The following is a 20,726-nucleotide window of genomic DNA, read 5'->3' as shown; positions in this document are numbered from 1 at the left end:
CGCGTTCGAGCGTTCGTGCGAGCGCTATGGAATTCGAACCATTCCTATGCCGCGTCAGAGCCACCCCGGTGCTGCGCCTATGGTTGCTCCTGCACTCCCAGGACCACCTGCCCCTCGAAGGACAGCGATGCCCGCCAACACAACTGCCTCTTCCGGCACCACCGGTTCCGCCGGTGGGAAGACCGGCAGGAAGAAGGGGCGACGTGCCCGCCTGATCGTGATCGTTCTGGTGCTGGCGCTTGTCGCGGGTATCGGGTACGGCGCGTTCTGGTCCGTATCGACCGTGCGGGCCTCGTACCCGCAGACGACCGGGTCGCTGAAGCTCGACGGCCTCGACGGCAACGTCGACGTCAAGCGCGACTCCTACGGAATCCCGCAGGTGTACGCGGACTCCGACACCGATCTCTTCCGCGCCCAGGGCTTCGTGCAGGCGCAGGACCGCTTCTGGGAGATGGACGTCCGCCGCCACATGACGGCGGGCCGGCTCTCCGAGATGTTCGGTTCCGGCCAGGTCGAGACGGACTCCTTCCTGCGCACGCTCGGCTGGCACAAGGTCGCGCAGGAGGAGTACGACAAGGTCCTGTCCCCGGACACCAAGAAGAACCTCCAGGCGTACGCGGACGGCGTCAACGCCTACCTGAAGGGGCGCGACGGCAAGGACATCTCCGTCGAGTACGCCGCCCTCGGCTTCACCAACGACTACAAACCGGCCGAGTGGACCCCGGTCGACTCCGTCGCCTGGCTCAAGGCCATGGCCTGGGACCTGCGCGGCAACATGCAGGACGAGATCGACCGCTCGCTGATGACCAGCAGGCTCGACGCGAAGCAGATCGAGGACCTGTACCCGGCCTACCCGTACGACAAGCACAAGCCGATCGTCGACGGGGGCGCGATCTCCCCGGTCACCGGGAAGTTCGACCCGGACGCGACACCGTCGACGAGCCTCGGCTCGAACACCGCGGCGGGCGCCACCGAGGGCCTGAACACCCAGCTCTCCTCGCTCTCCGACACCCTCGACCAGATCCCGGCGCTCCTCGGCCCGAACGGGACCGGCATCGGGTCCAACTCCTGGGTGGTCTCCGGCAAGTACACGACGACCGGCAATCCGCTGCTCGCCAACGACCCGCACCTGGCGCCGCAGTTGCCCTCGCTCTGGTACCAGATGGGGCTGCACTGCCGCCAGATCTCGGCGAAGTGCCAGTACGACACCGCCGGCTACACCTTCTCCGGCATGCCGGGCGTGATAATCGGCCACAACCAGGACATCGCCTGGGGCTTCACCAACCTTGGCGCGGACGTCACCGACATCTTCCTGGAGAAGGTCTCCGGCGACGGCTACCTGTACGACGGCAAGGTCGAGCCCTTCACCGTCCGCGAGGAGACCATCAAGGTCGCGGGCGGCAAGAGCCGGCACATCACCGTCCGCGAGACCAACAACGGTCCGCTGGTCTCCGACCGCAGCAGCGAACTGGAGAAGGTCGGCCAGAAGGCCCCCGTAGCCAACGCGGCCCCCGACCGGGCCGAGGGTTACGCGGTCGCCCTGAAGTGGACGGCGCTGGACGCCGGCCACTCCATGGACGCCGTCTTCGAGCTCAACCGGGCCAAGGACTTCCCGTCCTTCCGCAAGGCGGCCGCGCACTTCGAGGTTCCCTCGCAGAACCTCATCTACGCCGACACCAAGGGCCACATCGGCTACCAGGCGCCCGGAAAGATCCCGGTCCGCCTCCAGGGCGACGGCACGATGCCCAGCCCCGGCTGGTCCTCGGAGTACGGCTGGAAGAAGGACCCGGTCCCGTTCGACGAGCTGCCCTACGAGTACGACCCGAAGCGCGGCTACATCGTCACCGCCAACCAGGCCGTCATCGACGAGACCACGTACGCCCCCATGCTCACCAAGGACTGGGGTTACGGCTCCCGCAGCCAGCGGATCAACGACCTCATCGAGTCGAAGATCAAGGGCGGCGGGAAGATCTCGACCGAAGACATGCAGAAGATGCAGATGGACAACACCAGCGAGATCGCCGCGCTGCTGGTGCCCGAGCTGATGAAGATCAACATCTCGGACAAGAGTGTCCGCGAGGCGCAGAAGCTGCTGGAGGGCTGGGACTACACCCAGGAGCCCGACTCGGCCGCCGCCGCGTACTTCAACGCGGTCTGGCGCAACATCCTGAAGCTGGCCTTCGGCGACAAGCTGCCCAAGGAGCTGCGGGTCGAGGGCGAGTGCCTGTACGTGCCGCGGGCCGACAACTCGGGCCCGGTCGACGAGCAGGGCAAGCTGGTGCGCGAGTGCGGCCGGCGCGACGCGGACACGGCACAGCCGGACGGCGGCGACCGCTGGTACCAGGTCGTCGAGCGGCTGATGAAGGACACGAAGAGCGACTGGTGGAAGTCGCCGGAGCGCGGCCGCGCCGAGGTGACCGAGAACCGCGACCAGCTCTTCGCCCGAGCCATGGAAGACGCCCGCTGGGAGCTGACCGCCAAGCTCGGCAAGGACATCACCACCTGGAACTGGGGCCGTCTGCACCGGCTGACCCTGAAGAACCAGACCCTCGGCACCGAGGGCCCCGGTCTGCTCCAGCGGGCCCTCAACCGCGGCCCGTGGAACCTCGGCGGCGGCGAGGCCGCGGTGAACGCCACCGGCTGGAACGCGGCGGGCGGCTACGACGTCGTCTGGGTGCCGTCCATGCGGATGGTGGTCAACGTGGGGGACTGGGACAAGTCCCGCTGGATCAACCTCACCGGCGCCTCCGGGCACGCGTTCAGCGCGCATTACACCGATCAGACCGACAAGTGGGTCAACGGCGAACTGCTCGGCTGGGCTTTCGGGACCAACGCCGTCGCCGCGTCGACGACCGACACCCTGACCCTCAAACCGTAGGACCCGTCCGGCGGGTCATGGCCGGAGTCACCACCGCGTTCACGGGGTGGTCGTGCGGTTCCTCGGGGACCCGCGCGACCACCTCGTCGTCGTACAGCAGGACGACCAGCAACGGATGTGCCCCCGCCGCGGCGAGCCGGGCCAGCACCCGGTCGTAACTGCCGCCGCCGCGGCCCAGCCGCATCCCGCGCGCGTCCACCGCGAGACCCGGCAGCAGGACCACCTCGGCGTCCAGAACGGCATCGGGGCCGAGCCGTTCGCCGTCCGGTTCCAGCAGTCCGCGACCGGCCGGGACCAGACGGCCGGCTCCCTCGTACGGCGCCCAGTCCAGATCGTTGTCCGCCAGGAGCACCGGCAGCAGCACCCGCACGCCCCGCGCACGCAGTGCGTCCAGCAGGGGACGGGTGCCCGGCTCGCTCCCCACCGAGACGTACGCGGCGACGGTGCGGGCCCCGGAGAGCTCCGGAAGACGCAATGCGCCCCGGGACAGAACCACCGCGGCGTTGTCCACGTCTTCGCTGGTCAGAAGGCGCCGCGCGGCCAGCAGTTCACGCCGGAGAAGCGCCTTTCGCGACATGTCGGTATTCAATGGACACCTGAATTTCTCTTAAGTTCATATAGGCGTACAAAGTTAACCGGAACCTCATCTTCCGCCCATACGTACCGGTTATGGTTCTGCGCATGACTCAGTCGCACACCAGGATCAGCAAGGCTGTCATCCCGGCGGCAGGACTCGGTACCCGCTTTCTGCCGGCCACCAAAGCCACTCCCAAGGAGATGCTGCCGGTCGTCGACAAGCCCGCAATCCAGTACGTCGTCGAAGAAGCGGTGGCCGCCGGCCTCTCCGACGTCCTGATGATCACCGGCCGCAACAAGCGTCCTCTTGAGGACCACTTCGACCGCAACTACGAACTGGAGTCCGCGCTCACCCGCAAGGGAGACGCCGAACGGCTCCAGAAGGTCCAGGAGTCGAGCGACCTGGCCACCATCCACTACGTCCGGCAGGGCGATCCGCGCGGTCTCGGTCACGCCGTGCTGTGCGCCGCGCCGCACGTCGGCGACCAGCCGTTCGCGGTCCTCCTCGGCGACGACCTGATCGACCCGCGCGACCCGCTGCTGGCCCGCATGGTCGAGATCCAGGAGCGCGAGGGCGGCAGCGTCGTCGCGCTGATGGAGGTCGCGCCGGAGCAGATCCACATGTACGGCTGCGCGGCCGTGGAGCCCACCGCCGAGGGCGATGTGGTGCGCGTCACCGGCCTCGTCGAGAAGCCCGACAGGGCGGACGCACCCAGCAACCTCGCCATCATCGGCCGCTACGTCCTCGACCCCGCCGTCTTCGGCATACTGCGCAGGACCGAGCCGGGGCGCGGCGGCGAGATCCAGCTGACCGACGCCCTGCAACTCCTCGCCGAGGACGAGAAGATCGGCGGCCCCGTGCATGGCGTCGTCTTCAAGGGGCGCCGCTATGACACCGGTGACCGGAGCGACTACCTCCGTGCCATTGTCAGACTCGCGTGCGAACGTGAAGACCTGGGCCCGGACTTCAGGACCTGGCTCCGCAGTTACGTCACCGAGGAGTTGTAGCACCTTGAGCAGCACGATCTGGTCGGTGGACGAGCACCTGGAAGACATTCTCGGCGCGGTGCGACCGCTCGAACCCATCGAGCTGCAACTGCACGATGCGCAGGGCTGCGTCCTCGTCGAGGATGTCGTCGTGGAGATCGCCCTGCCCCCCTTCGACAACAGCTCGATGGACGGGTACGCGGTCCGCGTCGCCGATGTCGAGGGCGCCGACGAGGAGTTCCCCGCGGTGCTCACCGTCATCGGTGACATCGCGGCCGGCAGCGACGGGCTGCCCGGCGACCGGCGCGTCGGCCCCGGTGAGGCCGCCCGCATCATGACCGGCGCCCCGCTGCCGGAGGGCGCCGAGGCCGTGGTCCCGGTCGAGTGGACCGACGGGGGTACGGGCGGCGGCCCGGCCGACACGATGCGCGCCCACCGAGACGCCCCGGAGGGTGCGGGCGGCGAGGTCCGCGTCCACCGCTCCGTCGAGGCCCGCGCCCATGTCAGGGACCGCGGCAGCGACGTCAGGCCGGGCGATCTGGCCCTGAGCGCCGGGTCGGTGATCGGCCCGCCCCAGATCGGTCTGCTCGCCGCGATCGGCCGTTCCACGGTGAAGGTGCGGCCCCGGCCGCGCGTCGTCGTCATCTCGACCGGCAGCGAGCTGGTGCAGCCCGGCGAGGAGCTGACCGGCGGCCGGATCTACGACTCCAACAGCTTCGCGCTCACGGCCGCCGCCCGGGACGCCGGAGCGATCGCCTACCGGGTCGGCGCCGTCACCGACGACGCCGACACGCTCCGCGCCACGATCGAGGACCAGCTGATCCGCGCCGACATCGTCGTCACCACCGGTGGCGTCAGCGTCGGCGCGTACGACGTCGTCAAGGAAGCCCTGTCGTCGATGGGCGACGAGGACGAGCCCGGCAGCGGCATCGACTTCCGCAAGCTGGCCATGCAGCCCGGCAAGCCGCAGGGCTTCGGCTCGATCGGCCCCGACCACACCCCGCTGCTGGCGCTCCCGGGCAACCCCGTCTCGTCGTACGTCTCCTTCGAGCTGTTCGTACGGCCCGCGATCCGCGCCCTGATGGGTCTTCAGGACGTGAACCGTCCCACCGCCCGGGCCACGCTGAACACCGACAAGGCGCTCTCCTCACCGGCCGGCCGACGCCAGTTCCTGCGCGGTACGTACGACGCGGAGGCCGGCACCGTCACCCCCGTCGGCGGCTCCGGATCGCATCTGATCGCGGCCCTCGCACAGGCGGACGCGCTGATCGTGCTGCCCGAGGACGTCACCTCCGCCGAACCCGGCACGGACACCGAGGTGATCCTGCTCCGCTGATCCCCGGGCGGTGGCGGTACGGTATCTGCCGCTGTGCCGTCCCGGGGACACCCCCGGGCCCCTCGGCCCGCACCAGTGGTGCGGGCCGGTCGGACAACCGGCGCCCTACCGCGAGGCGGAGTGAGTTGAGTACGCAGAACAGGCTGACGCACATCGACGAGGCGGGCGCGGCCCGCATGGTCGACGTCTCGGAGAAGGACGTCACCGCGCGCGCCGCCAGCGCCAGTGGCCGGGTCCTCGTCTCGCCGCGCGTCATCGAGCTGCTCCGCGGCGAAGGAGTGCCCAAGGGCGACGCCCTCGCCACCGCCCGGATCGCCGGGATCATGGGCGCCAAACGCACCCCCGAGCTGATTCCGCTCTGCCACCCGCTCGCCGTCTCCGGCGTCAAGGTCGAGCTGAGCGTCGCCGACGACGCGGTGGAGATCCTCGCCACGGTGAAGACCACGGACCGCACCGGCGTCGAGATGGAGGCCCTGACGGTCGTCTCGGTCGCCGCGCTCACCGTGATCGACATGGTCAAGGCGGTCGACAGGGCGGCGGTCATCACGGACGTGCGGGTCGAGTCGAAGTCGGGCGGCAAGTCCGGCGAGTACCGGCGCACCGCGCCGGACGGAGCGGACGCGTGACGGCGCCCGACGCGGCAGCCCCCGGCGGGCCGGACGAGAACGCCACGTCCGGAACCGGGCAGTCCGGCGCCGGCCGGCCGGCCGGGCCTCCGCTCGGTGGCGCGCTGACCGCCCCGTACGCCGCCCTCGTCGTGACCGCATCGAACCGCGCCTCTGCCGGGGTCTACGCGGACAAGGGCGGCCCCCTGATCTCCGAGGCGCTCACGCGGCTCGGCTTCGCCGTCGACGGACCGCGGGTCGTGCCCGACGGCGACCCGGTCGAACAGGCGCTGCGCGCCGGCGTGGCCGCCGGGTACGACGTCATCGTCACCACCGGAGGTACGGGCATCTCGCCCACCGACCGCACCCCCGACGCCACCCGTCGCGTCCTCGACCACGAGATCCCCGGCATCCCCGAGGCGATCCGCGCCGAAGGCCGCGACAAGGTGCCCACCGCCGCGCTCTCCCGGGGCCTCGCGGGCGTCGCCGGCCGCACACTCATCGTGAACCTGCCGGGCTCCACCGGTGGGGTGCGCGACGGCCTCGCCGTCCTCGAACGTCTCCTGGTGCACGCCGTCGACCAGCTTCGCGGCGGCGATCACCCCCGACCCGGGAGCCCGAGCTGAACGTCCCGACCTGGCCGGTGGTCCTTACGGACGGAGCGGTCACCCTTCGCCCGGTGAAACTGCGCGACCAGCGCGTGTGGCGCGAGGTCAACCGGCGCAACCGTGACTGGCTGCGTCCCTGGGAGGCGACCGTGCCGCCGCCCGCACCGGGCGGCCCGGTGGCCCAGCGCCCCACCTACCGTCAGATGGTCCGTCATCTGCGTCTGGAGGCCAACGCGGGCCGGATGCTGCCCTTCGCCATCGAGTACGAGGGCCGGCTGGTCGGCCAGCTGACGGTCGCCGGCATCACCTGGGGCTCGATGTGCTCGGGCCATGTCGGCTACTGGGTCGACCAGGACGTGGCGGGCCGCGGTGTGATGCCGACAGCCGTCGCCCTCGCGGTCGACCACTGCTTCCAAAGGGTCGGACTGCACCGCATCGAGGTGTGCATTCGTCCGGAGAACCGGCCCAGCAGAAGGGTCGTCGAGAAACTGGGATTCCGTGAGGAAGGCCTGCGTCCGCGCTATCTCCACATCGACGGCGCCTGGCGGGACCACATGATCTACGCGCTCACCGCGGAGGAAGTACCCGAGGGACTGCTCCGGCGCTGGCACCAGGCACGACCCGGAACGCCACAGAAATGAAATAAGTGTTCGATATCGATCGGCGTGTGACCACAAATAAACGCGCAAACATGCGCCGCCGATCTGAACAATCACAAAAAAAGTCCTTGAGATCAGCCGGATCGTGCGACACACCGGGCCAATTGGCGGATGCCTCCGTGCAAACCCCTCTACGGTGTGAGACGTGAGCAGCAGCGGCCTCATCTACGCAGTCATCGTCGGGGCCTGGGCCGCCTACTTGGTGCCGATGTGGCTCCGCAGGCAGGACGAGCTCAACGAAGCCCGTCCGACGGAACGCTTCAGCACCGCCATCCGGCTGCTGTCCGGACGGGCGGCAATGGAGCGCCGGTACGCCAGGGAGTTGCGGGAGCGCACCGCCGAGGAGGCGGGGCCCGACGCCGACCCGGACGTCGACACGGACCGTATGGATTCCGTGGACGTCCGGGCCTTCGCCGCGCCTCCGGCGCATACCGAAGCCCGGTTGCACGACCCGGCACACCCGCCCGAGCGCACGGACCGGGAACGCCCCGCATCCGCACGGCGCGCGCGCCCGCGCCCCGGCGGGGCGGACGCCGAGCGGGTCCGGCGCGCCCAGCGCCTGCAGGTCCTCGCGCGCCGTCGGCGTACCACCGTCGTCCTCTTCCTCGCTTTCACCCTCGGCGCGGTCGTCGCGGCGGTCGGCGGACTCGGCTTCCTGTGGGCGCCCGCGGTTCCGGCGGTGCTGCTGAGCACGTACATCGTGCATCTGCGCGCCCAGGAGCGGCGCCGGTTCGCCTTCACCATGGACCGGCGGCGGGCCGAGGTCGCGGCGCAGCGTCTGCGCGAGAACCGTCCCCGCAGGCACCAGCCGGCCGCGTCGGCCCCCGCAGAGGCCGACGAGGAGCCCGAAGCGCGCCACCCCGAGCCCGAGCCCGCGCCCGCGGTCTCCCCGCAGGAGGCCGGCCGCCGCGCCCTGGTCGAGCAGACGGACCACGCGGAATGGGTCGACCAGCAGCGCGAACGCGGCCGGGTCCAGGGCGACAGCTGGGAGCCCGTCCCGGTCCCGCTGCCGACGTACGTCACCGCCCCGGTCGCCCCGCGCGCCACGGCCGGTGTCGAGGTCGGCAACCCGGAGACCTGGAGCGCGGCCCGCTCCAGCGCCGCGGAACCCACCCGGACGGGCACCTCGCACGCCACGGCACCTCCCGTCGACCCGGCACCGCGCCAGCGCACCAACCAGTCCCGCCGCACCCGCGACCGCGGCCGGACCCCGCTCTTCGACCAGTACGAGGACGGGGAACGCCCTCGTGCCGCCAACGAGTGAGCCCGCCGCGTTCCCGCTGCGACACCGACTCGGCTGACCAGCGCGGAACGGATTTCCGAGCATCCCGGTGGGGGTGCTAGAGTTTCACTCGTTGCAAGGGCCTGTGGCGCAGTCTGGTAGCGCACCTCGTTCGCATCGAGGGGGTCTGGGGTTCAAATCCCCACAGGTCCACCGCACAAGCCGTTCGCGAGTTCGCTCGCGAAGGGTTCACGAGATCCCGGTCAGACGGTCACCGTCTGAACGGGATCTCGTCGTTTCAGCCGCGATTGGTACGCAAGTCAGTCCATCGGACTGCTGGGAAGCATGGCTTCCCGGTCGGAGTGGATCGGGGGTGGAGATGCGGGCATGCCGCGGGGACCGCAGGCGTGGAGGCAGACTCCTGCGACCTCGCGACATGGCGATCTTCAGGACGATGTGCTGGCCCATCTGGACAATGACTTCGGGCGTTACGGCGACGCCTATGCCTCCATGAAGAGGCGCATGCACGAACTCATCGGCTCCACCCGCCGCATCTACATCAACGCAGACATGCTGGACCGCGACGTGCGGGACCGTACGCTGGCGCGACTTGCGGAGTAGGCCTCACATGACGGAGCACAACCTCGCCGCGATCCTCGATGTCGCCGTGGCCACTGTCAGGTCCGCCGGCCGGCTCATCATGGAACACCAGCCGACCGGGCGTTCCACCCCCTCGTACAAGGACGGCGTCGAGCCGGTCACCGACGCCGATCTGCTGGCGGACGCCGAGATCGCCCGGGGCCTGCGAGCGGCCTTCCCCCGGTACGGCATCCTCTCCGAGGAGACGGCCGTGGCCGACGGCTGGGAGGCCGCAGATCTCTCGGCGGCCATGTGGGTCGTCGACCCCATCGACGGCACCGCGAACTACGCGCACGGGCATCCCTACGTGTCGATATCGGTGGCCTTCATCGTGGACGGCACAGTCGAGGTCGGGGTCGTACACGCTCCCTTCCTCGGTGAGACGTTCACCGCCATACGTGGCCAGGGGGCCCGGCTCAACGGGCACCCGATCCGGACGAGTGTTCCCGACGGCTTGCACCGGGCGGTGATCAGCACCGGGTTTCCGCACCGCAAAGGTGATCTGAGTCCACTCCTGCGGCGGATCGAGCTACTTTTGACGCACTGTCAGGACATTCGTCGTGGCGCTTCTCCCGCGCTTGACATCTGCTGGGTGGCGGCCGGCCGCCTGGACGCGCATACGGAGACGCTCCATCCCTGGGACGTCGCCGCCTCCTCCTTGATCGCCCAGGAGGCGGGCGCGGTACGAAGCCATCTGGAGCTGGTGCCGGCACACGTCCCGCCGGACCTGTTCGGCGGCGGATACCTCGTATCGGCCGCCGCGATCCATGACGCGCTGGTGGACCTCCTCACCGAGGGGGAGGGGGTGGAGAGATGACCCGGATCGGCGTTCTGGCGTATGCAGGCGTGGACGAGCTCGACCTGGTCGGCGTCTACTCGCCCCTGGTCAAGGCGGCGCAGTGCCCGCGCCACCGGCCGGAGCTGGACGTCGTGCTGCTCGGAGGGACGCCGTCCTTCCAGACCTCCGGACATGGCTATGAAGTGGAGCCAGGCCGGGGAAGCAGTGCAACCCGCTGGGTGTCGTCGATCGCGACAAGGGTGACCAGACGGCTGAAGCGAGGACTGGGAAGGCGCATGGGCACAGAGTCAGTAGCGGCTGGACAAATAGCCAACTGGGCGGGCCGGACGGGTACTGTCGGGCCCTGGTGGGATCTCTCCGGCGCTCATTGGGAGTGCGGCTAGAGCGCCGTCAAACCCCGCGCGTGTGTCACTGTCACGGACCGGCGGGCTGCGAGCACCGTATTGGACGGTTCATGATCATGTGCGCTCGCGGACTCCCCGCAGCCCGAGCTTCGAGAGCCGGGATTCGGGGTTCGAGCCTCGGAAGGGGCCCGTTCACTCTTTCGTGGGTATGGGGACGGAGCCGGGCCCGAGTCTTGAGCTTCGGGCTCCGGGCGTCGGGGTCCGGGCTTCGGGATTCGAGCCGTGTCTTACAACCGGCAGGAAAATGAAGGGGATTGGGGAAACCTACCCACCCGCCCTGACCCGTCACGGCCAGCAAGTATGACTAATCGTGACCGACTTGCGGCACGGAGTCGCGACTGCTTACGGTGCCCCCAACGTAACGACCCCGACGCGGTGTTCACAGCACCGAGCCGGGGTCTCACCTCAAGATCGAATAAAGGCGATCCCTTGGTTACCCAGAACCTTAGCTCTGCCCTGTGCGCGCCCGCATCCTCTCGCCCGTACCCGAAGGCGAAGCCCGGCTACGGGAAGCGATCCGTACCGGACCAATGCCCGCTCCGCGAGGACGACTTCGCGTTTCTGCCCGAGCGCGAGCGGCACATCGCGGGCTACGTCGACAAACTGCCCGACGGTGCGGCGATGGACATCAAGTCGCTGGCCCGGAGCCAGCCCCTGTACGGGCAGATGGCCGTCGGCAGTGCCCTGCGGGCCCTGGGTGTGGCCGGTCATCTGCGTCACGTACGGTGCCTGACCGGCGAAGGCGGCCAGGTCCGCTGGGTCACCCGCACCTTCTGGTCCCGCACCGCCCGCGACAACGAGTGGTGGACCACCTTCCTCGCCGCCGAGGAGAGCTGCCCCGTACCGCAGGAGACCACAGTGGCCATCGCGCCCCCGCCGCAGTGGGTTCCTGCCGGTCCCGCCGCACCCCGGGCAGATGTCCCGGCCGAAGCGGCCGCACCCGTAGCGGTACCGCCACCCGTCCCGGCGGTGCCGCAGCAGCGCACTGCGGAGCCGAAGTGCGCCAAGGGCGCCTCGGGGCATCCCTCGCTCGCCTTCCTCGCCCTGGCTCAACTCGGCCGTACCGAACCCCGCTTGGCCCTCTCCGCCGCAGACTGCACAGCGCTGGAGCAGACGGCCGCCGAGTGGTTCGCACGCGGTGTCGACGCCGACTACCTCACGCACGCCCTCACCGCCGGACTTCCCGCGGCTGTCGACTCGCCCGTCGGTTTCGTCAGGCGTCGCCTCCTCGACAAGATCCCGCCCCGCCTGCCCGCCACCCCGGCACCGGCTGCGCCGGGCTCTCCCGTACGCCGTCTGATGGTCGAGTGCACCGAATGCGGCGCACCCGGTAAGTCCAAGGCGTTCCGCGACGGGCTGTGCGGCCCCTGCCGCCAACCCGCTCCGGGCCCTGCCGCCCACCCTGCCCCCGAGGCAGCCCCCGGCATCGAACGCGACATCCAGGCTCATGTGAACCGTCTTCGCGAGCAGTTGAAGCTGCGTTGACGCCTCCTGCGCCAGGTCTTTCCGGTGTCCGGGTCCTTGAATTCCACCTCCTTCGACGGCCGCTCCGCGCCGCGGCCCCCGCTCTGCCGATCCGGAGCATCGCCGTCGGACGGAAGGCAGGGTGCGGCCGGCCCTGTGCAGGCAGCCGATTTGGCCGACGGTGTCCGCCCTGGCCAGGCCCCGGACGCTGATCGCGTATGCGCAGGGCGAACTGGCGCTTGCCCGCGATCCCCGGTGCGTCCTTTGCCGCCCGCCTCCAGGCGGCCCGCCGAGGGGATGGTTTCGTAGCCTTGACGGTCAAGGCTCCCGAACTCTCCGGTGTGGCCGATCGGTTGGCGGAACGCGTCGATGCGACGCCGCTCGCCCTGGGCGAGCTCCTTCTCACGACGCTGCGGGAGCTTGCCGTGGAGCAGCGGGCGCCGCGGCAGGCGCTGCTCGATGCGCGGCCCGAGGGGGCCCGCCGCGACGTATCTCCCGCAGGCCGGGGGAACCTCACCTGGAACGCCGTGCTGGCTGTCCCGATCTCACCGAAGGCAGGCCGATCTCACTGAACTCTGACCGGCCGGCCGCTGGGGCGTGTCAGCGTGCGGTGACTGAATACGCAGCGAGCGCTCGGTTGCCGCGCGGCTTGGCGATGGCCCGGAGAACGTCGGCCTGGCTCAGGACGATCTGTCGCACCGGCTCGGGCAGCGCGGCCAAGCGTTCCTCCGTTCCGGCCAGGTCGAGGCAGGCAGCGATTTCCCAGTCGCCGTCCTGGAGGTCTTCGGTATTGACTGACCCGCTGCCGTCGGTTGTCCATCCGGCCTCGGGCAGGAGCCGCAGCAGCTCCTCACGGGAGAAGGGCGTGCGGACGTTGCCCTCGCCATGCGATCCTGCGGCCTCGATCTGCCCCTGGACCAGCACGGCGAGGAGGTGCGCCAGCTGGTCGCCAGAGGTGGGCGTCAGGTCCCACTCGGTGAACCATAGGTGCCGCGCCCACGGCCGTACCCGGGCCAGTGTGTCCCGCAGTTGCCGGAGCGAGGCGAAGTACCAGGAGCAGTGTGCGAGCACCACGTGGTCAAAGGTGCCTTCGGGGAAGTCGACCGATGGGTCGAGAACGTTCGTGCCGAAGTGGAATTCGATGCGCGGCCCGAGGGGGCCCGCCGCGAGCCGAGCTGCCGATTCCCCGAGCGTGACCGGCGCCCCGTAGGAGGGCTCGGCCACGTCGACGGCCACCACGCGCCCCTTGGGTCCGACCGCCTCTGCGAGGACGGCAGTCATGTCGCCCTGTCCGCAGCCCAGTTCGAGGACGGTTGAGCAGGGCGCGATGTGCCAGCTCGCCACCAGCGCGGCCCGGTGGCGAGTCTGGGACAGCTGGATATCCGGGCTGTGATCGGCGGCGGCCATGTCGGCCGCGAGCGAAAGGGCCTTGGCCCGGAGAGCGGAGTGATTCACACAATCCTTGGTGGTACTCGACGTCAGTGCGGGCCGATAATACGAGACACCCGGGCAGGGCGCTCGCCTGCTCATGAATTCCCCGTACGGAGGAGCGTCCTGTGACGGCCGGAATGTCCCAGTCCCAGCCCCAGATCGACACCAGCAAGCCCCACCCCGCGCGCGTCTACGACTGGCTCCTGGGCGGCAAGGACAACTATCCGGTGGACCAGCGGGTGGGGGAGACGCTGCCCGCGCAGGCGCGGGGCAACGCGGCGCGGAACCGGGCGTTCATGCACCGGGCCTCGGCCTGGCTGGCGCGCGGCGGGATCGACCAGTTCCTCGACATCGGCACCGGTATCCCCACGGAGCCCAGTCTGCACCGGGTCGTCCAGGCCATCACGCCGACCGCCCGGATCGTCTACGCGGACAACGACCCGATCGTCCTGCGTCACGCGGAAGCGCTGCTCGTCAGCAGCCCGGAAGGCGCCACCGATTACCTCCACGCGGATGTGCGGGAGCCGCGGGCGATCCTCGAACGAGCCCGTGAGCTGCTGGACTTCAGCAGGCCCGTCGCGCTGTCCCTGATCGCGCTCATGCACTTCCTGCCCGACGACCAGGACCCGTACGGCATCACCCGCACGCTGGTCGACGCCCTGCCCGCGGGCAGCTTCCTGGTCCTCTCGCATGGCACGGCCGACCAGCATCCCGAACTGCGGCAGGAGACCGAGACCGCGTACAAGAAGGGAGCCATCCCGCTGCGGATGCGGACCCGGAGCGAGGTCGAGCCCTTCTTCGACGGCCTGGATCTCGTCGAGCCCGGGCTGGTGTACGCCCCGGAGTGGTACCAGGAGGAGCCTGCGCCGGCGCAGGAGCGCAGTGGCTTCTACGTGGGCGTCGCGCGGGTGCGCTGACCGGGGGGGGGGGGGGGGGGGCGGGGGCTGCGGCCTGATGGTCTAGGCCCCCGGGAGCGGCGGGGCCGCTACCGCAGCGGCTTCGCGAAGCAGAGGCTGCTCTCGTACGTGCGGTAGTGGCCGAACTTCTCGCACGGGGAGTACCCGCTGGACGTGTACAGCGCGATGGCCTCGGGCTGCTTGTCCCCGGTCTCCAGCACCATCCGGCTGCGGCCCGCCGCCCGGGCGTCGGCCTCCAGGGCGGCCAGGATGCGGCGCGCCAGCCCGTTGCCACGGCCCTCGGGTATCACGAACATCCGCTTGATCTCGGCGTCGCCGTCGCAGTAGCCCTCCTCGTTCCGCTCCTGGGAACGCCAGCCTCCGGTGGCGACGGGGCGGCCCTGCGCATCGTAGGCGAGGAGATACAGACCGTTCGGCGGCTCGAACATCAAGGCGTCGAGCGGTGTGACATCGCCCTCGTCGTCGTACCGCGCGGCGTATTCGAGCTGCACCTGGTCGTTGAGTTTGACGGCGTCTGGGTGGTCGAAGGGGCGCGCGTGGATATTCATGCGGAATATGGTACAGGTATGCGGGCCGGTGTCTCGGTATCGTGCCGGGATGCTCACTGTGACGACCGTCAATGTTAATGGGCTCCGCGCCGCCGCCAAGAAGGGCTTCGTCGAGTGGCTGGCCCGGACCGAAGCCGATGTGATCTGCCTGCAGGAGGTGCGGGCCGAGCCGCAGCAGCTGCCCGACGAGGTGCGTGACCCCGAGGGCTGGCACACCGTGCACGCGCCGGCCGCCGCCAAGGGGCGGGCGGGTGTCTCCCTCTACACCCGGCGTGCGCCCGAGCGCGTGCAGATCGGGTTCGGTGGTTTCGGGGACGCCGGGAGCGAGGAGTTCGACGCCAGCGGCCGCTATGTCGAGGTCGACCTGCCCGGCGTCACGGTCGCCAGCCTGTATCTGCCCTCCGGCGAGGTCGGCACGGAGAAGCAGGAGGAGAAGGAACGGTTCATGGCCGCGTTCCTCCCGTACCTGAAGGGCCTCAAGGAGCGGGCCGCGGCCGATGGTCGCGAGGTCGTGGTCTGCGGCGACTGGAACATCGCCCACCAGGAGGCCGACCTGAAGAACTGGAAGGGCAACAAGAAGAACTCCGGCTTCCTCCCCGAGGAGCGGGAGTGGCTGACCCGCGTCTTCGACGAGGCCGCGTACGTCGATGTCGTACGAGCGCTGCACCCGGAGGAGGAGGGGCCGTACTCCTGGTGGTCCTACCGTGGGCGGGCTTTTGACAACGACACGGGCTGGCGGATTGACCTTATCGTCAGTTCGCCTCGCTTGGCGGAGCGTGCGGTGAAGGGCTGGGTCGAGCGGGCCGCGACGCACGATGAGCGGTGGAGCGACCACGCGCCGGTGACGGTGGTCTTCAACCTGTAGGTCTTCGGCCTGTCGGTCCTCGGCCTGCAGGTCTTCGGTCTGTGGGACTTCGGTCTGTCGGTCTTCGGCCTGTAGACCTTCGGTCTGCTGGTCAACGCCGCTTCGGTCGTCGGCCTGTTGGCCGTCGGGCGCACGCCGTTCCGGGCTCTCTGCGTCAGGAGGCCGGCTTGCGCGGCAGGCGTGCGGTGTCCTCGCGGCGCATGCGCCGGTCCAGTGCCATGGAGAGCTCGGCGTCCACCACCGCGCGGACCAATGGGCGGAGTTGGGGCGGTTCGGGCGCGTCGCCGCGGGCATCCTCGTCGCTGTGGGCTTCGAGGACACTCACGAAGAGTTCGGCGAGCGCGTCCGCGTGTTCGCGGACCCGGCGGCCGGCCGACAGCACCGTGGCGAGCGGCACCCCTTCCCGTACCAGCTGCGCCGAGACCTCCAGCAGACGGCGGCTGATGTGGACGATCTCGTCGCCGTCGGTGGCCAGATAGCCCAGGTCGAGGGCGGCGGCCAGGTTCTCCGGGGTGACCTCGCCCTCGAAGTAGTCCGCGAGCTGTTCGGGGGTGAGGCGGACCGGCGTCTCCTCGCTCGGTTCGCCCAGGCCCAGCACCTCGGCGACATCGCGCCCGCTCTCGAAGGTGCGGGCGAGATCGGCGATGCCGGTCAGGGTGTGGCCCCGCTCCAGCAGACCCGCGATGGTGCGCAGCCGGGCCAGGTGGTGATCGTCGTACCAGGCGATGCGCCCCTCGCGGCGGGGCGGCGAGATCAGGCCGCGCTCCCGGTAGAAGCGCACGGTCCGTACGGGGATGCCGGCCTCCTTGGCCAGCTCCTCCATCCGGTATTCGCGGTGCTCGCGTCCCTCAGCCACACCCGCACCCTATGTTGTACCGCCGGTAACTTTCCCTTGCCGGACCCCTACCCATCAGTAGAGAGCTGCTCTACCCTCCCAACAATGCCAGTGATTGCTGGCAGAGTCGTGTGACGTACCGCGGGAGGCGGCAGCATGGCCCAGCACGAGCACGTACGAGTGGCGGTGATCGGATCCGGATTCGGGGGCCTCGGGGCCGCGGTCCGGCTGCGCCGCGAAGGCATCACGGACTTCGTCGTCCTGGAACGGGCCGGCTCCGTCGGCGGCACCTGGCGCGACAACAGCTACCCGGGCTGCGCCTGCGACGTACCGTCCCACCTCTACTCGTTCTCGTTCGCGCCCAACCCCGAGTGGCCGCGCACCTTCTCCGGGCAGGAACACATCCGCGCCTATCTGGATCATGTCGCGGACACCTTCGGGCTGCGCCCGCACATCAGAATCAACCATGAAGTCATGAAGATGAGTTGGGACCGCGACGAGCTCCACTGGGTCATCGGTACCGGCAACGGGGCCACGTTCACGGCCGATGTCGTCGTCTCCGCGACCGGACCGCTCTCCGACCCGAAGACGCCGGAGATCCCCGGGCTCGACGGCTTCCCCGGCAAGGTCTTCCACTCGGCCCGCTGGGACCACGACTACGACCTGACCGGCAAGCGCGTCGCGATCATCGGCACCGGCGCCTCCGCCATCCAGATCGTGCCCTCGATCCAGCCGAAGGCCGCCAGGCTGACGCTCTTCCAGCGCACCCCGCCCTGGGTCATGCCCCGCATGGACCGCAGGATCAGCGGCGCCGAGCGCTGGCTGCACCGCACGCTCCCCGTCACCGGCGCCGCACGCCGCGGACTGCTGTGGGGCATACGGGAGTTGCAGGTCAGCGCCTTCACCAAACACCCGAACGAACTGGGCCTGGTCGAGAAGATAGCCAAGTCCAACATGGCCCGGTCCATCAAGGACCCGGCGCTGCGGGCCAAGCTGACCCCCTCGTACCGCATCGGCTGCAAGCGCATCCTGCTCTCCAGCGCCTACTACCCGGCGCTCGCCCAGCCCAACGTGGACGTGGTCGCCTCCGGTCTTGCCGAGGTGCGCGGCTCCACGGTCGTCGCCTGTGACGGTACGGAGACCGAGGTCGACGCGATCATCTTCGGCACCGGCTTCCACGTGACCGACATGCCGATCGCCGACCGGGTGGTGGGCGCGGAAGGCAGCACGCTCGCCGAATCCTGGAAGGGCGGTATGCAGGCGCTGCGCGGTGCGAGCGCGGCCGGCTTCCCCAACTGGATGACGATCATCGGCCCCAACACGGGGCTCGGGAACTCCTCGATGATCCTGATGATCGAGTCCCAGCTGAACTACATGGCCGACTACCTGCGCCAGTTGAACGTGCTGGGTGGCCGGGTCGCACTCGACGCGCGGCCCTCGGCGGTCGGCGCGTGGAACCGTCGCGTCCAGGACCGGATGAAGCGCACCGTGTGGAACACCGGCGGCTGCACCAGCTGGTACCTGGACGCCAACGGCCGCAACACCACGGTGTGGCCGGGCACCACCGCCGAATTCCGTAGGGCGACGCGATCGGTCGACCTCGCGGAGTACGAGATCGTGCGGATACCGAAGCGGGCCGCCGCCGCCGGCCGGCCCGTCGCCGAGGAGGCCGTGGGATGAGCCGGCTGCTACGACGGGACGACGCCCCGCCGGTCCCCGCACGCGAACTGACCGCGCTCTCCGCCGACGGCGCCCGGATATACGTCGAGGTGCACGGACCGGACGGTGCCCCCGCGGTGATCCTCGCGCACGGCTGGACCTGCAACACCCACTTCTGGGCCGCGCAGATCCGGGATCTGGCGGCGGACCACCGGGTCGTCGCCTACGACCAGCGGGGCCACGGCCGTTCACCCGCCGTCGGCCGCGAGGGCTACAGCACCGAAGCCCTCGCCGACGACCTCGAAGCGGTCCTGGCCGCCACCCTCGCACCGGGCGAGAAGGCCGTGCTCGCCGGGCACTCCATGGGCGGCATGACGATGATGGCCGCCGCGCGGCGCGCCGGACTGCGCGCACACGCGGCGGCCGTACTGCTGTGCAGCACCGGCAGTTCGCGGCTGATCGACGAGTCGCGGGTGGTGCCGTTGCGGGCCGGGGCCGTCCGGACCCGGACGACCCGCGCGATTCTCGGGGCACGCGCCCCGCTGGGACCGGTCACGCCGGTCTCCAGGCGGATACTCAAGTACGGCACGATGGGAGCGGGCTCGGCTCCGGAACGGGTCGAGACCTGCGCCCGGATCGTGCACGCGTGTCCGCGGGTGGCCAGGGTCGCCTGGGGGCACGTCCTCGCGGACCTCGATCTCGACGCCGGGGTACGGGAGTTGCGGGTGCCCACGGCGGTGATCGCGGGTACGGAGGACCGGCTGACGCCGCCCGTGCACGCCCGCGCGATCGCGGCGGCGCTCCCCGACTGCCTGGGCCTCACCGAACTGGCGGGCATGGGGCACATGACGCCGGTGGAGGCGCCCGAGGCGGTCACCGCGAAGATCCGGGAGCTCGTCACCGCGTACGTCCCGGCGGGCGGCGCGGGCGGCGCGAACGGCGCGAACAGCGCGGCTGGCACGACCGGTGCGAATCGTGTGAACGGTGTGGGCAGTTCGGGCGTTGCGGATGGTGTGGACGGTACGACCGAGAAGGAGGATGTCGCATGAGCGATCGGCGGAGTCTCGAAGGACAGGTCGTCGTCGTCACGGGCGCGGCGCGTGGCGTGGGTGAACTGCTGGCCCGCAAGCTCTCGGCGCGCGGCGCGAAGCTCGCGCTGGTCGGCCTGGAGCCGGACGAGCTGAAGAAGGTCTCCGAGCGGCTGCATTCGGAGAGCGGCCACTGGTTCGCGGACGTCACCGACCATGAGGCGATGGCCCGCGTCGCCGAGGAGGTCAAGGAGCGGTTCGGGAAGGTCGACGTCGTCGTCGCCAACGCCGGGGTCGCGTCGGGCGGCCCGTTCGTCGACTCGGACCCGGAGGCGTGGCGGCGGGTCATCGAGGTCAATCTGATCGGCGGCGCGGTGACGGGCCGGGCGTTCCTGCCGGTCCTCATGGAGAGCCGCGGCTACTTCCTCCAGATCGCCTCGCTCGCCGCGATAACGCCCGCGCCGATGATGACCGCGTACTGCGCGTCCAAGTCGGGGGTCGAGGCGTTCGCGCACAGCCTGCGGGCCGAGGTCGGCTACCGCGGGGTGAAGGTCGGGGTCGGCTATCTGTCCTGGACCGACACGGACATGGTGCGCGGCGCCGACCAGGACGACGTCATGCGGGAACTGCGGCAGCGGCTGCCCTGGCCGTCGAACCGTACGTATCCGCTGGGACCGGCGGTCGACCGGATCGTGGCCGGTATCGAACGGCGCTCCGCGCACGTGTACGCGCAGTGGTGGCTGCGCGGGATGCAGTCCGTACGGGGCTACCTCCCCGCGCTGATCGGCGTCGTCGGGCAGCGGGAGATGCGACGGTTCGGGCCGCGGCTGGAGGGCGTGAGCAAGGGGCTCGTGGGCGCGGGAGGCGCGGCGGACCGGGACGCGCGGGCGGTGCGTACGCAGCGTAATTGATCGAAATGCGCGGCGTGTCGAGGCGTGTAACTCTGGTCGAGGCCCTTACGGGCCGTCCCCACGCACCCACTAGGAGTAAACAGCATGGGTATCGCAGACCAGTTCAAGGACAAGGCGCAGGAGCTCGCCGACCAGGCGAAGAAGAAGGCGAACGAAGGCAAGGGCACGGGCACGGGCCGCGAGGCCCGCGGCGAAGGCCGGGAGCGGGCGCAGGGCACGTCCCAGCGGGCCTCGAAGCCGGGCTCGAAGACGTCGCAGCAGGGCCGTGACAGGGCCCAGGGCGCGACGGACGACACCCGCGAGCGCTTCGACCGCTGACGCGATTCGCGACACTGCGCGTTGCCTGTGAGGGGCG

General features: G+C 70.1%; 21 protein-coding genes and 1 tRNA gene. 18 read left to right on the top strand and 4 right to left on the bottom strand.

The window, feature by feature from the left end; genetic code table 11:
- Positions 1 to 127 precede the first annotated feature (127 nt).
- Complete coding sequence (locus OG306_RS15300) at positions 128 to 2,878, top strand: penicillin acylase family protein (protein WP_266906360.1); 2,751 nt, start codon at positions 128 to 130, stop codon at positions 2,876 to 2,878.
- On the opposite strand, the gene OG306_RS15295 is transcribed toward OG306_RS15300, so the two are convergent.
- Positions 2,868 to 3,455, bottom strand: coding sequence for a 5-formyltetrahydrofolate cyclo-ligase (locus OG306_RS15295; protein ID WP_266746728.1), 588 nt, complete (start codon positions 3,453 to 3,455; stop codon positions 2,868 to 2,870). The genes OG306_RS15300 and OG306_RS15295 overlap by 11 nt on opposite strands.
- A 104-nt stretch (positions 3,456 to 3,559) precedes the next feature.
- Here OG306_RS15295 and galU point away from each other — a divergent pair, with 104 nt between their 5' ends.
- The 11 genes from galU to OG306_RS15240 all read left to right on the top strand — a co-directional run bounded on the left by galU (position 3,560) and on the right by OG306_RS15240 (position 12,749).
- On the top strand, positions 3,560 to 4,462 hold the full coding sequence (galU, locus tag OG306_RS15290; RefSeq protein ID WP_266746727.1) for a UTP--glucose-1-phosphate uridylyltransferase GalU: 903 nt from the start codon (positions 3,560 to 3,562) through the stop codon (positions 4,460 to 4,462).
- A gap of 4 nt (positions 4,463 to 4,466) precedes the next feature.
- Positions 4,467 to 5,777, top strand: coding sequence for a molybdotransferase-like divisome protein Glp (gene glp / locus OG306_RS15285; RefSeq protein ID WP_327349729.1), 1,311 nt, complete (start codon positions 4,467 to 4,469; stop codon positions 5,775 to 5,777).
- A 125-nt stretch (positions 5,778 to 5,902) separates the two neighbouring features.
- Entirely contained in the window at positions 5,903 to 6,403 is a 501-nt protein-coding gene (gene moaC / locus OG306_RS15280; protein ID WP_371665378.1) for a cyclic pyranopterin monophosphate synthase MoaC, read from the top strand.
- Positions 6,404 to 6,507: 104 nt separating this feature from the next.
- Positions 6,508 to 7,008, top strand: a complete 501-nt coding sequence (locus OG306_RS15275; protein WP_266752214.1) for a MogA/MoaB family molybdenum cofactor biosynthesis protein — start codon at positions 6,508 to 6,510, stop codon at positions 7,006 to 7,008.
- Positions 7,009 to 7,025: 17 nt separating this feature from the next.
- Positions 7,026 to 7,631 (top strand): GNAT family N-acetyltransferase, encoded by a 606-nt coding sequence (locus OG306_RS15270; RefSeq protein WP_266746724.1) that lies wholly within the window; start codon positions 7,026 to 7,028, stop codon positions 7,629 to 7,631.
- A 163-nt stretch (positions 7,632 to 7,794) separates the two neighbouring features.
- Positions 7,795 to 8,913, top strand: a complete 1,119-nt coding sequence (gene sepX, locus OG306_RS15265; RefSeq protein WP_371665377.1) for a divisome protein SepX/GlpR — start codon at positions 7,795 to 7,797, stop codon at positions 8,911 to 8,913.
- A 97-nt stretch (positions 8,914 to 9,010) separates the two neighbouring features.
- Positions 9,011 to 9,084, top strand: a tRNA-Ala gene (locus tag OG306_RS15260).
- Positions 9,085 to 9,258: 174 nt separating this feature from the next.
- Positions 9,259 to 9,492, top strand: coding sequence for a hypothetical protein (locus OG306_RS15255; protein ID WP_266746722.1), 234 nt, complete (start codon positions 9,259 to 9,261; stop codon positions 9,490 to 9,492).
- Between the two features lie 7 nt (positions 9,493 to 9,499).
- A complete protein-coding gene (locus tag OG306_RS15250; protein WP_266746721.1) occupies positions 9,500 to 10,327 on the top strand; it encodes an inositol monophosphatase family protein in 828 nt (275 codons plus the stop codon).
- Between the two features lie 815 nt (positions 10,328 to 11,142).
- Positions 11,143 to 12,198: a MarR family transcriptional regulator gene (locus tag OG306_RS15245; RefSeq protein WP_266746720.1), complete on the top strand. Its 1,056-nt coding sequence runs from the start codon at positions 11,143 to 11,145 to the stop codon at positions 12,196 to 12,198.
- A 290-nt stretch (positions 12,199 to 12,488) separates the two neighbouring features.
- A complete protein-coding gene (locus tag OG306_RS15240; RefSeq protein ID WP_266906362.1) occupies positions 12,489 to 12,749 on the top strand; it encodes a hypothetical protein in 261 nt (86 codons plus the stop codon).
- Positions 12,750 to 12,777: 28 nt separating this feature from the next.
- On the opposite strand, the gene OG306_RS15235 is transcribed toward OG306_RS15240, so the two are convergent.
- On the bottom strand, positions 12,778 to 13,584 hold the full coding sequence (locus tag OG306_RS15235; protein WP_371666244.1) for a methyltransferase domain-containing protein: 807 nt from the start codon (positions 13,582 to 13,584) through the stop codon (positions 12,778 to 12,780).
- Between the two features lie 161 nt (positions 13,585 to 13,745).
- Between OG306_RS15235 and OG306_RS15230 the strand changes: the two genes are divergently transcribed.
- Positions 13,746 to 14,525: an SAM-dependent methyltransferase gene (locus tag OG306_RS15230; RefSeq protein WP_371666243.1), complete on the top strand. Its 780-nt coding sequence runs from the start codon at positions 13,746 to 13,748 to the stop codon at positions 14,523 to 14,525.
- Between the two features lie 68 nt (positions 14,526 to 14,593).
- Here OG306_RS15230 and OG306_RS15225 read toward each other — a convergent pair whose 3' ends face one another.
- The gene (locus OG306_RS15225) at positions 14,594 to 15,073 is read right to left on the bottom strand and encodes a GNAT family N-acetyltransferase (RefSeq protein WP_266906364.1); all 480 of its coding nucleotides are present in this window, start codon (positions 15,071 to 15,073) and stop codon (positions 14,594 to 14,596) included.
- Between the two features lie 49 nt (positions 15,074 to 15,122).
- Here OG306_RS15225 and OG306_RS15220 point away from each other — a divergent pair, with 49 nt between their 5' ends.
- The gene (locus OG306_RS15220; RefSeq protein ID WP_266746715.1) at positions 15,123 to 15,938 is read left to right on the top strand and encodes an exodeoxyribonuclease III; all 816 of its coding nucleotides are present in this window, start codon (positions 15,123 to 15,125) and stop codon (positions 15,936 to 15,938) included.
- A gap of 154 nt (positions 15,939 to 16,092) precedes the next feature.
- Here OG306_RS15220 and OG306_RS15215 read toward each other — a convergent pair whose 3' ends face one another.
- Positions 16,093 to 16,761 (bottom strand): MerR family transcriptional regulator, encoded by a 669-nt coding sequence (locus tag OG306_RS15215; protein WP_266907689.1) that lies wholly within the window; start codon positions 16,759 to 16,761, stop codon positions 16,093 to 16,095.
- Between the two features lie 168 nt (positions 16,762 to 16,929).
- Here OG306_RS15215 and OG306_RS15210 point away from each other — a divergent pair, with 168 nt between their 5' ends.
- From OG306_RS15210 to OG306_RS15195, 4 genes are all read left to right on the top strand, one after another.
- A complete protein-coding gene (locus tag OG306_RS15210) occupies positions 16,930 to 18,453 on the top strand; it encodes a flavin-containing monooxygenase (protein WP_371665376.1) in 1,524 nt (507 codons plus the stop codon).
- Positions 18,450 to 19,481, top strand: coding sequence for an alpha/beta fold hydrolase (locus tag OG306_RS15205; RefSeq protein ID WP_266746713.1), 1,032 nt, complete (start codon positions 18,450 to 18,452; stop codon positions 19,479 to 19,481). The genes OG306_RS15210 and OG306_RS15205 overlap by 4 nt, the downstream gene beginning before the upstream one ends.
- Entirely contained in the window at positions 19,478 to 20,371 is an 894-nt protein-coding gene (locus tag OG306_RS15200) for an SDR family oxidoreductase (RefSeq protein WP_266746712.1), read from the top strand. Before OG306_RS15205 ends, OG306_RS15200 begins: the two co-directional genes overlap by 4 nt.
- A gap of 84 nt (positions 20,372 to 20,455) precedes the next feature.
- Positions 20,456 to 20,689: a hypothetical protein gene (locus OG306_RS15195; protein WP_266746711.1), complete on the top strand. Its 234-nt coding sequence runs from the start codon at positions 20,456 to 20,458 to the stop codon at positions 20,687 to 20,689.
- The last annotated feature ends 37 nt before the right edge of the window (positions 20,690 to 20,726 follow it).

This window comes from Streptomyces sp. NBC_01241 (assembly GCF_041435435.1).
In the GTDB taxonomy this organism is placed as follows: domain Bacteria; phylum Actinomycetota; class Actinomycetes; order Streptomycetales; family Streptomycetaceae; genus Streptomyces.
This window is presented reverse-complemented; position numbering and strand designations above follow the sequence as displayed.

What these genes read in the sequence shown, in the direction of transcription:
- OG306_RS15300 (WP_266906360.1), top strand. Translation starts at nt 128, where the DNA reads ATGCCCGCCAACACAACTGCCTCTTCCGGCACCACCGGTTCCGCCGGT.
- OG306_RS15295 (WP_266746728.1), bottom strand. Translation starts at nt 3,455, where the DNA reads ATGTCGCGAAAGGCGCTTCTCCGGCGTGAACTGCTGGCCGCGCGGCGC.
- galU (WP_266746727.1), top strand. Translation starts at nt 3,560, where the DNA reads ATGACTCAGTCGCACACCAGGATCAGCAAGGCTGTCATCCCGGCGGCA.
- OG306_RS15255 (WP_266746722.1), top strand. Translation starts at nt 9,259, where the DNA reads ATGCCGCGGGGACCGCAGGCGTGGAGGCAGACTCCTGCGACCTCGCGA.
- OG306_RS15250 (WP_266746721.1), top strand. Translation starts at nt 9,500, where the DNA reads ATGACGGAGCACAACCTCGCCGCGATCCTCGATGTCGCCGTGGCCACT.
- OG306_RS15235 (WP_371666244.1), bottom strand. Translation starts at nt 13,584, where the DNA reads ATGGCCGCCGCCGATCACAGCCCGGATATCCAGCTGTCCCAGACTCGC.
- OG306_RS15230 (WP_371666243.1), top strand. Translation starts at nt 13,746, where the DNA reads ATGTCCCAGTCCCAGCCCCAGATCGACACCAGCAAGCCCCACCCCGCG.
- OG306_RS15225 (WP_266906364.1), bottom strand. Translation starts at nt 15,073, where the DNA reads ATGAATATCCACGCGCGCCCCTTCGACCACCCAGACGCCGTCAAACTC.
- OG306_RS15220 (WP_266746715.1), top strand. Translation starts at nt 15,123, where the DNA reads ATGCTCACTGTGACGACCGTCAATGTTAATGGGCTCCGCGCCGCCGCC.
- OG306_RS15215 (WP_266907689.1), bottom strand. Translation starts at nt 16,761, where the DNA reads ATGGAGGAGCTGGCCAAGGAGGCCGGCATCCCCGTACGGACCGTGCGC.
- OG306_RS15210 (WP_371665376.1), top strand. Translation starts at nt 16,930, where the DNA reads ATGGCCCAGCACGAGCACGTACGAGTGGCGGTGATCGGATCCGGATTC.
- OG306_RS15205 (WP_266746713.1), top strand. Translation starts at nt 18,450, where the DNA reads ATGAGCCGGCTGCTACGACGGGACGACGCCCCGCCGGTCCCCGCACGC.
- OG306_RS15200 (WP_266746712.1), top strand. Translation starts at nt 19,478, where the DNA reads ATGAGCGATCGGCGGAGTCTCGAAGGACAGGTCGTCGTCGTCACGGGC.
- OG306_RS15195 (WP_266746711.1), top strand. Translation starts at nt 20,456, where the DNA reads ATGGGTATCGCAGACCAGTTCAAGGACAAGGCGCAGGAGCTCGCCGAC.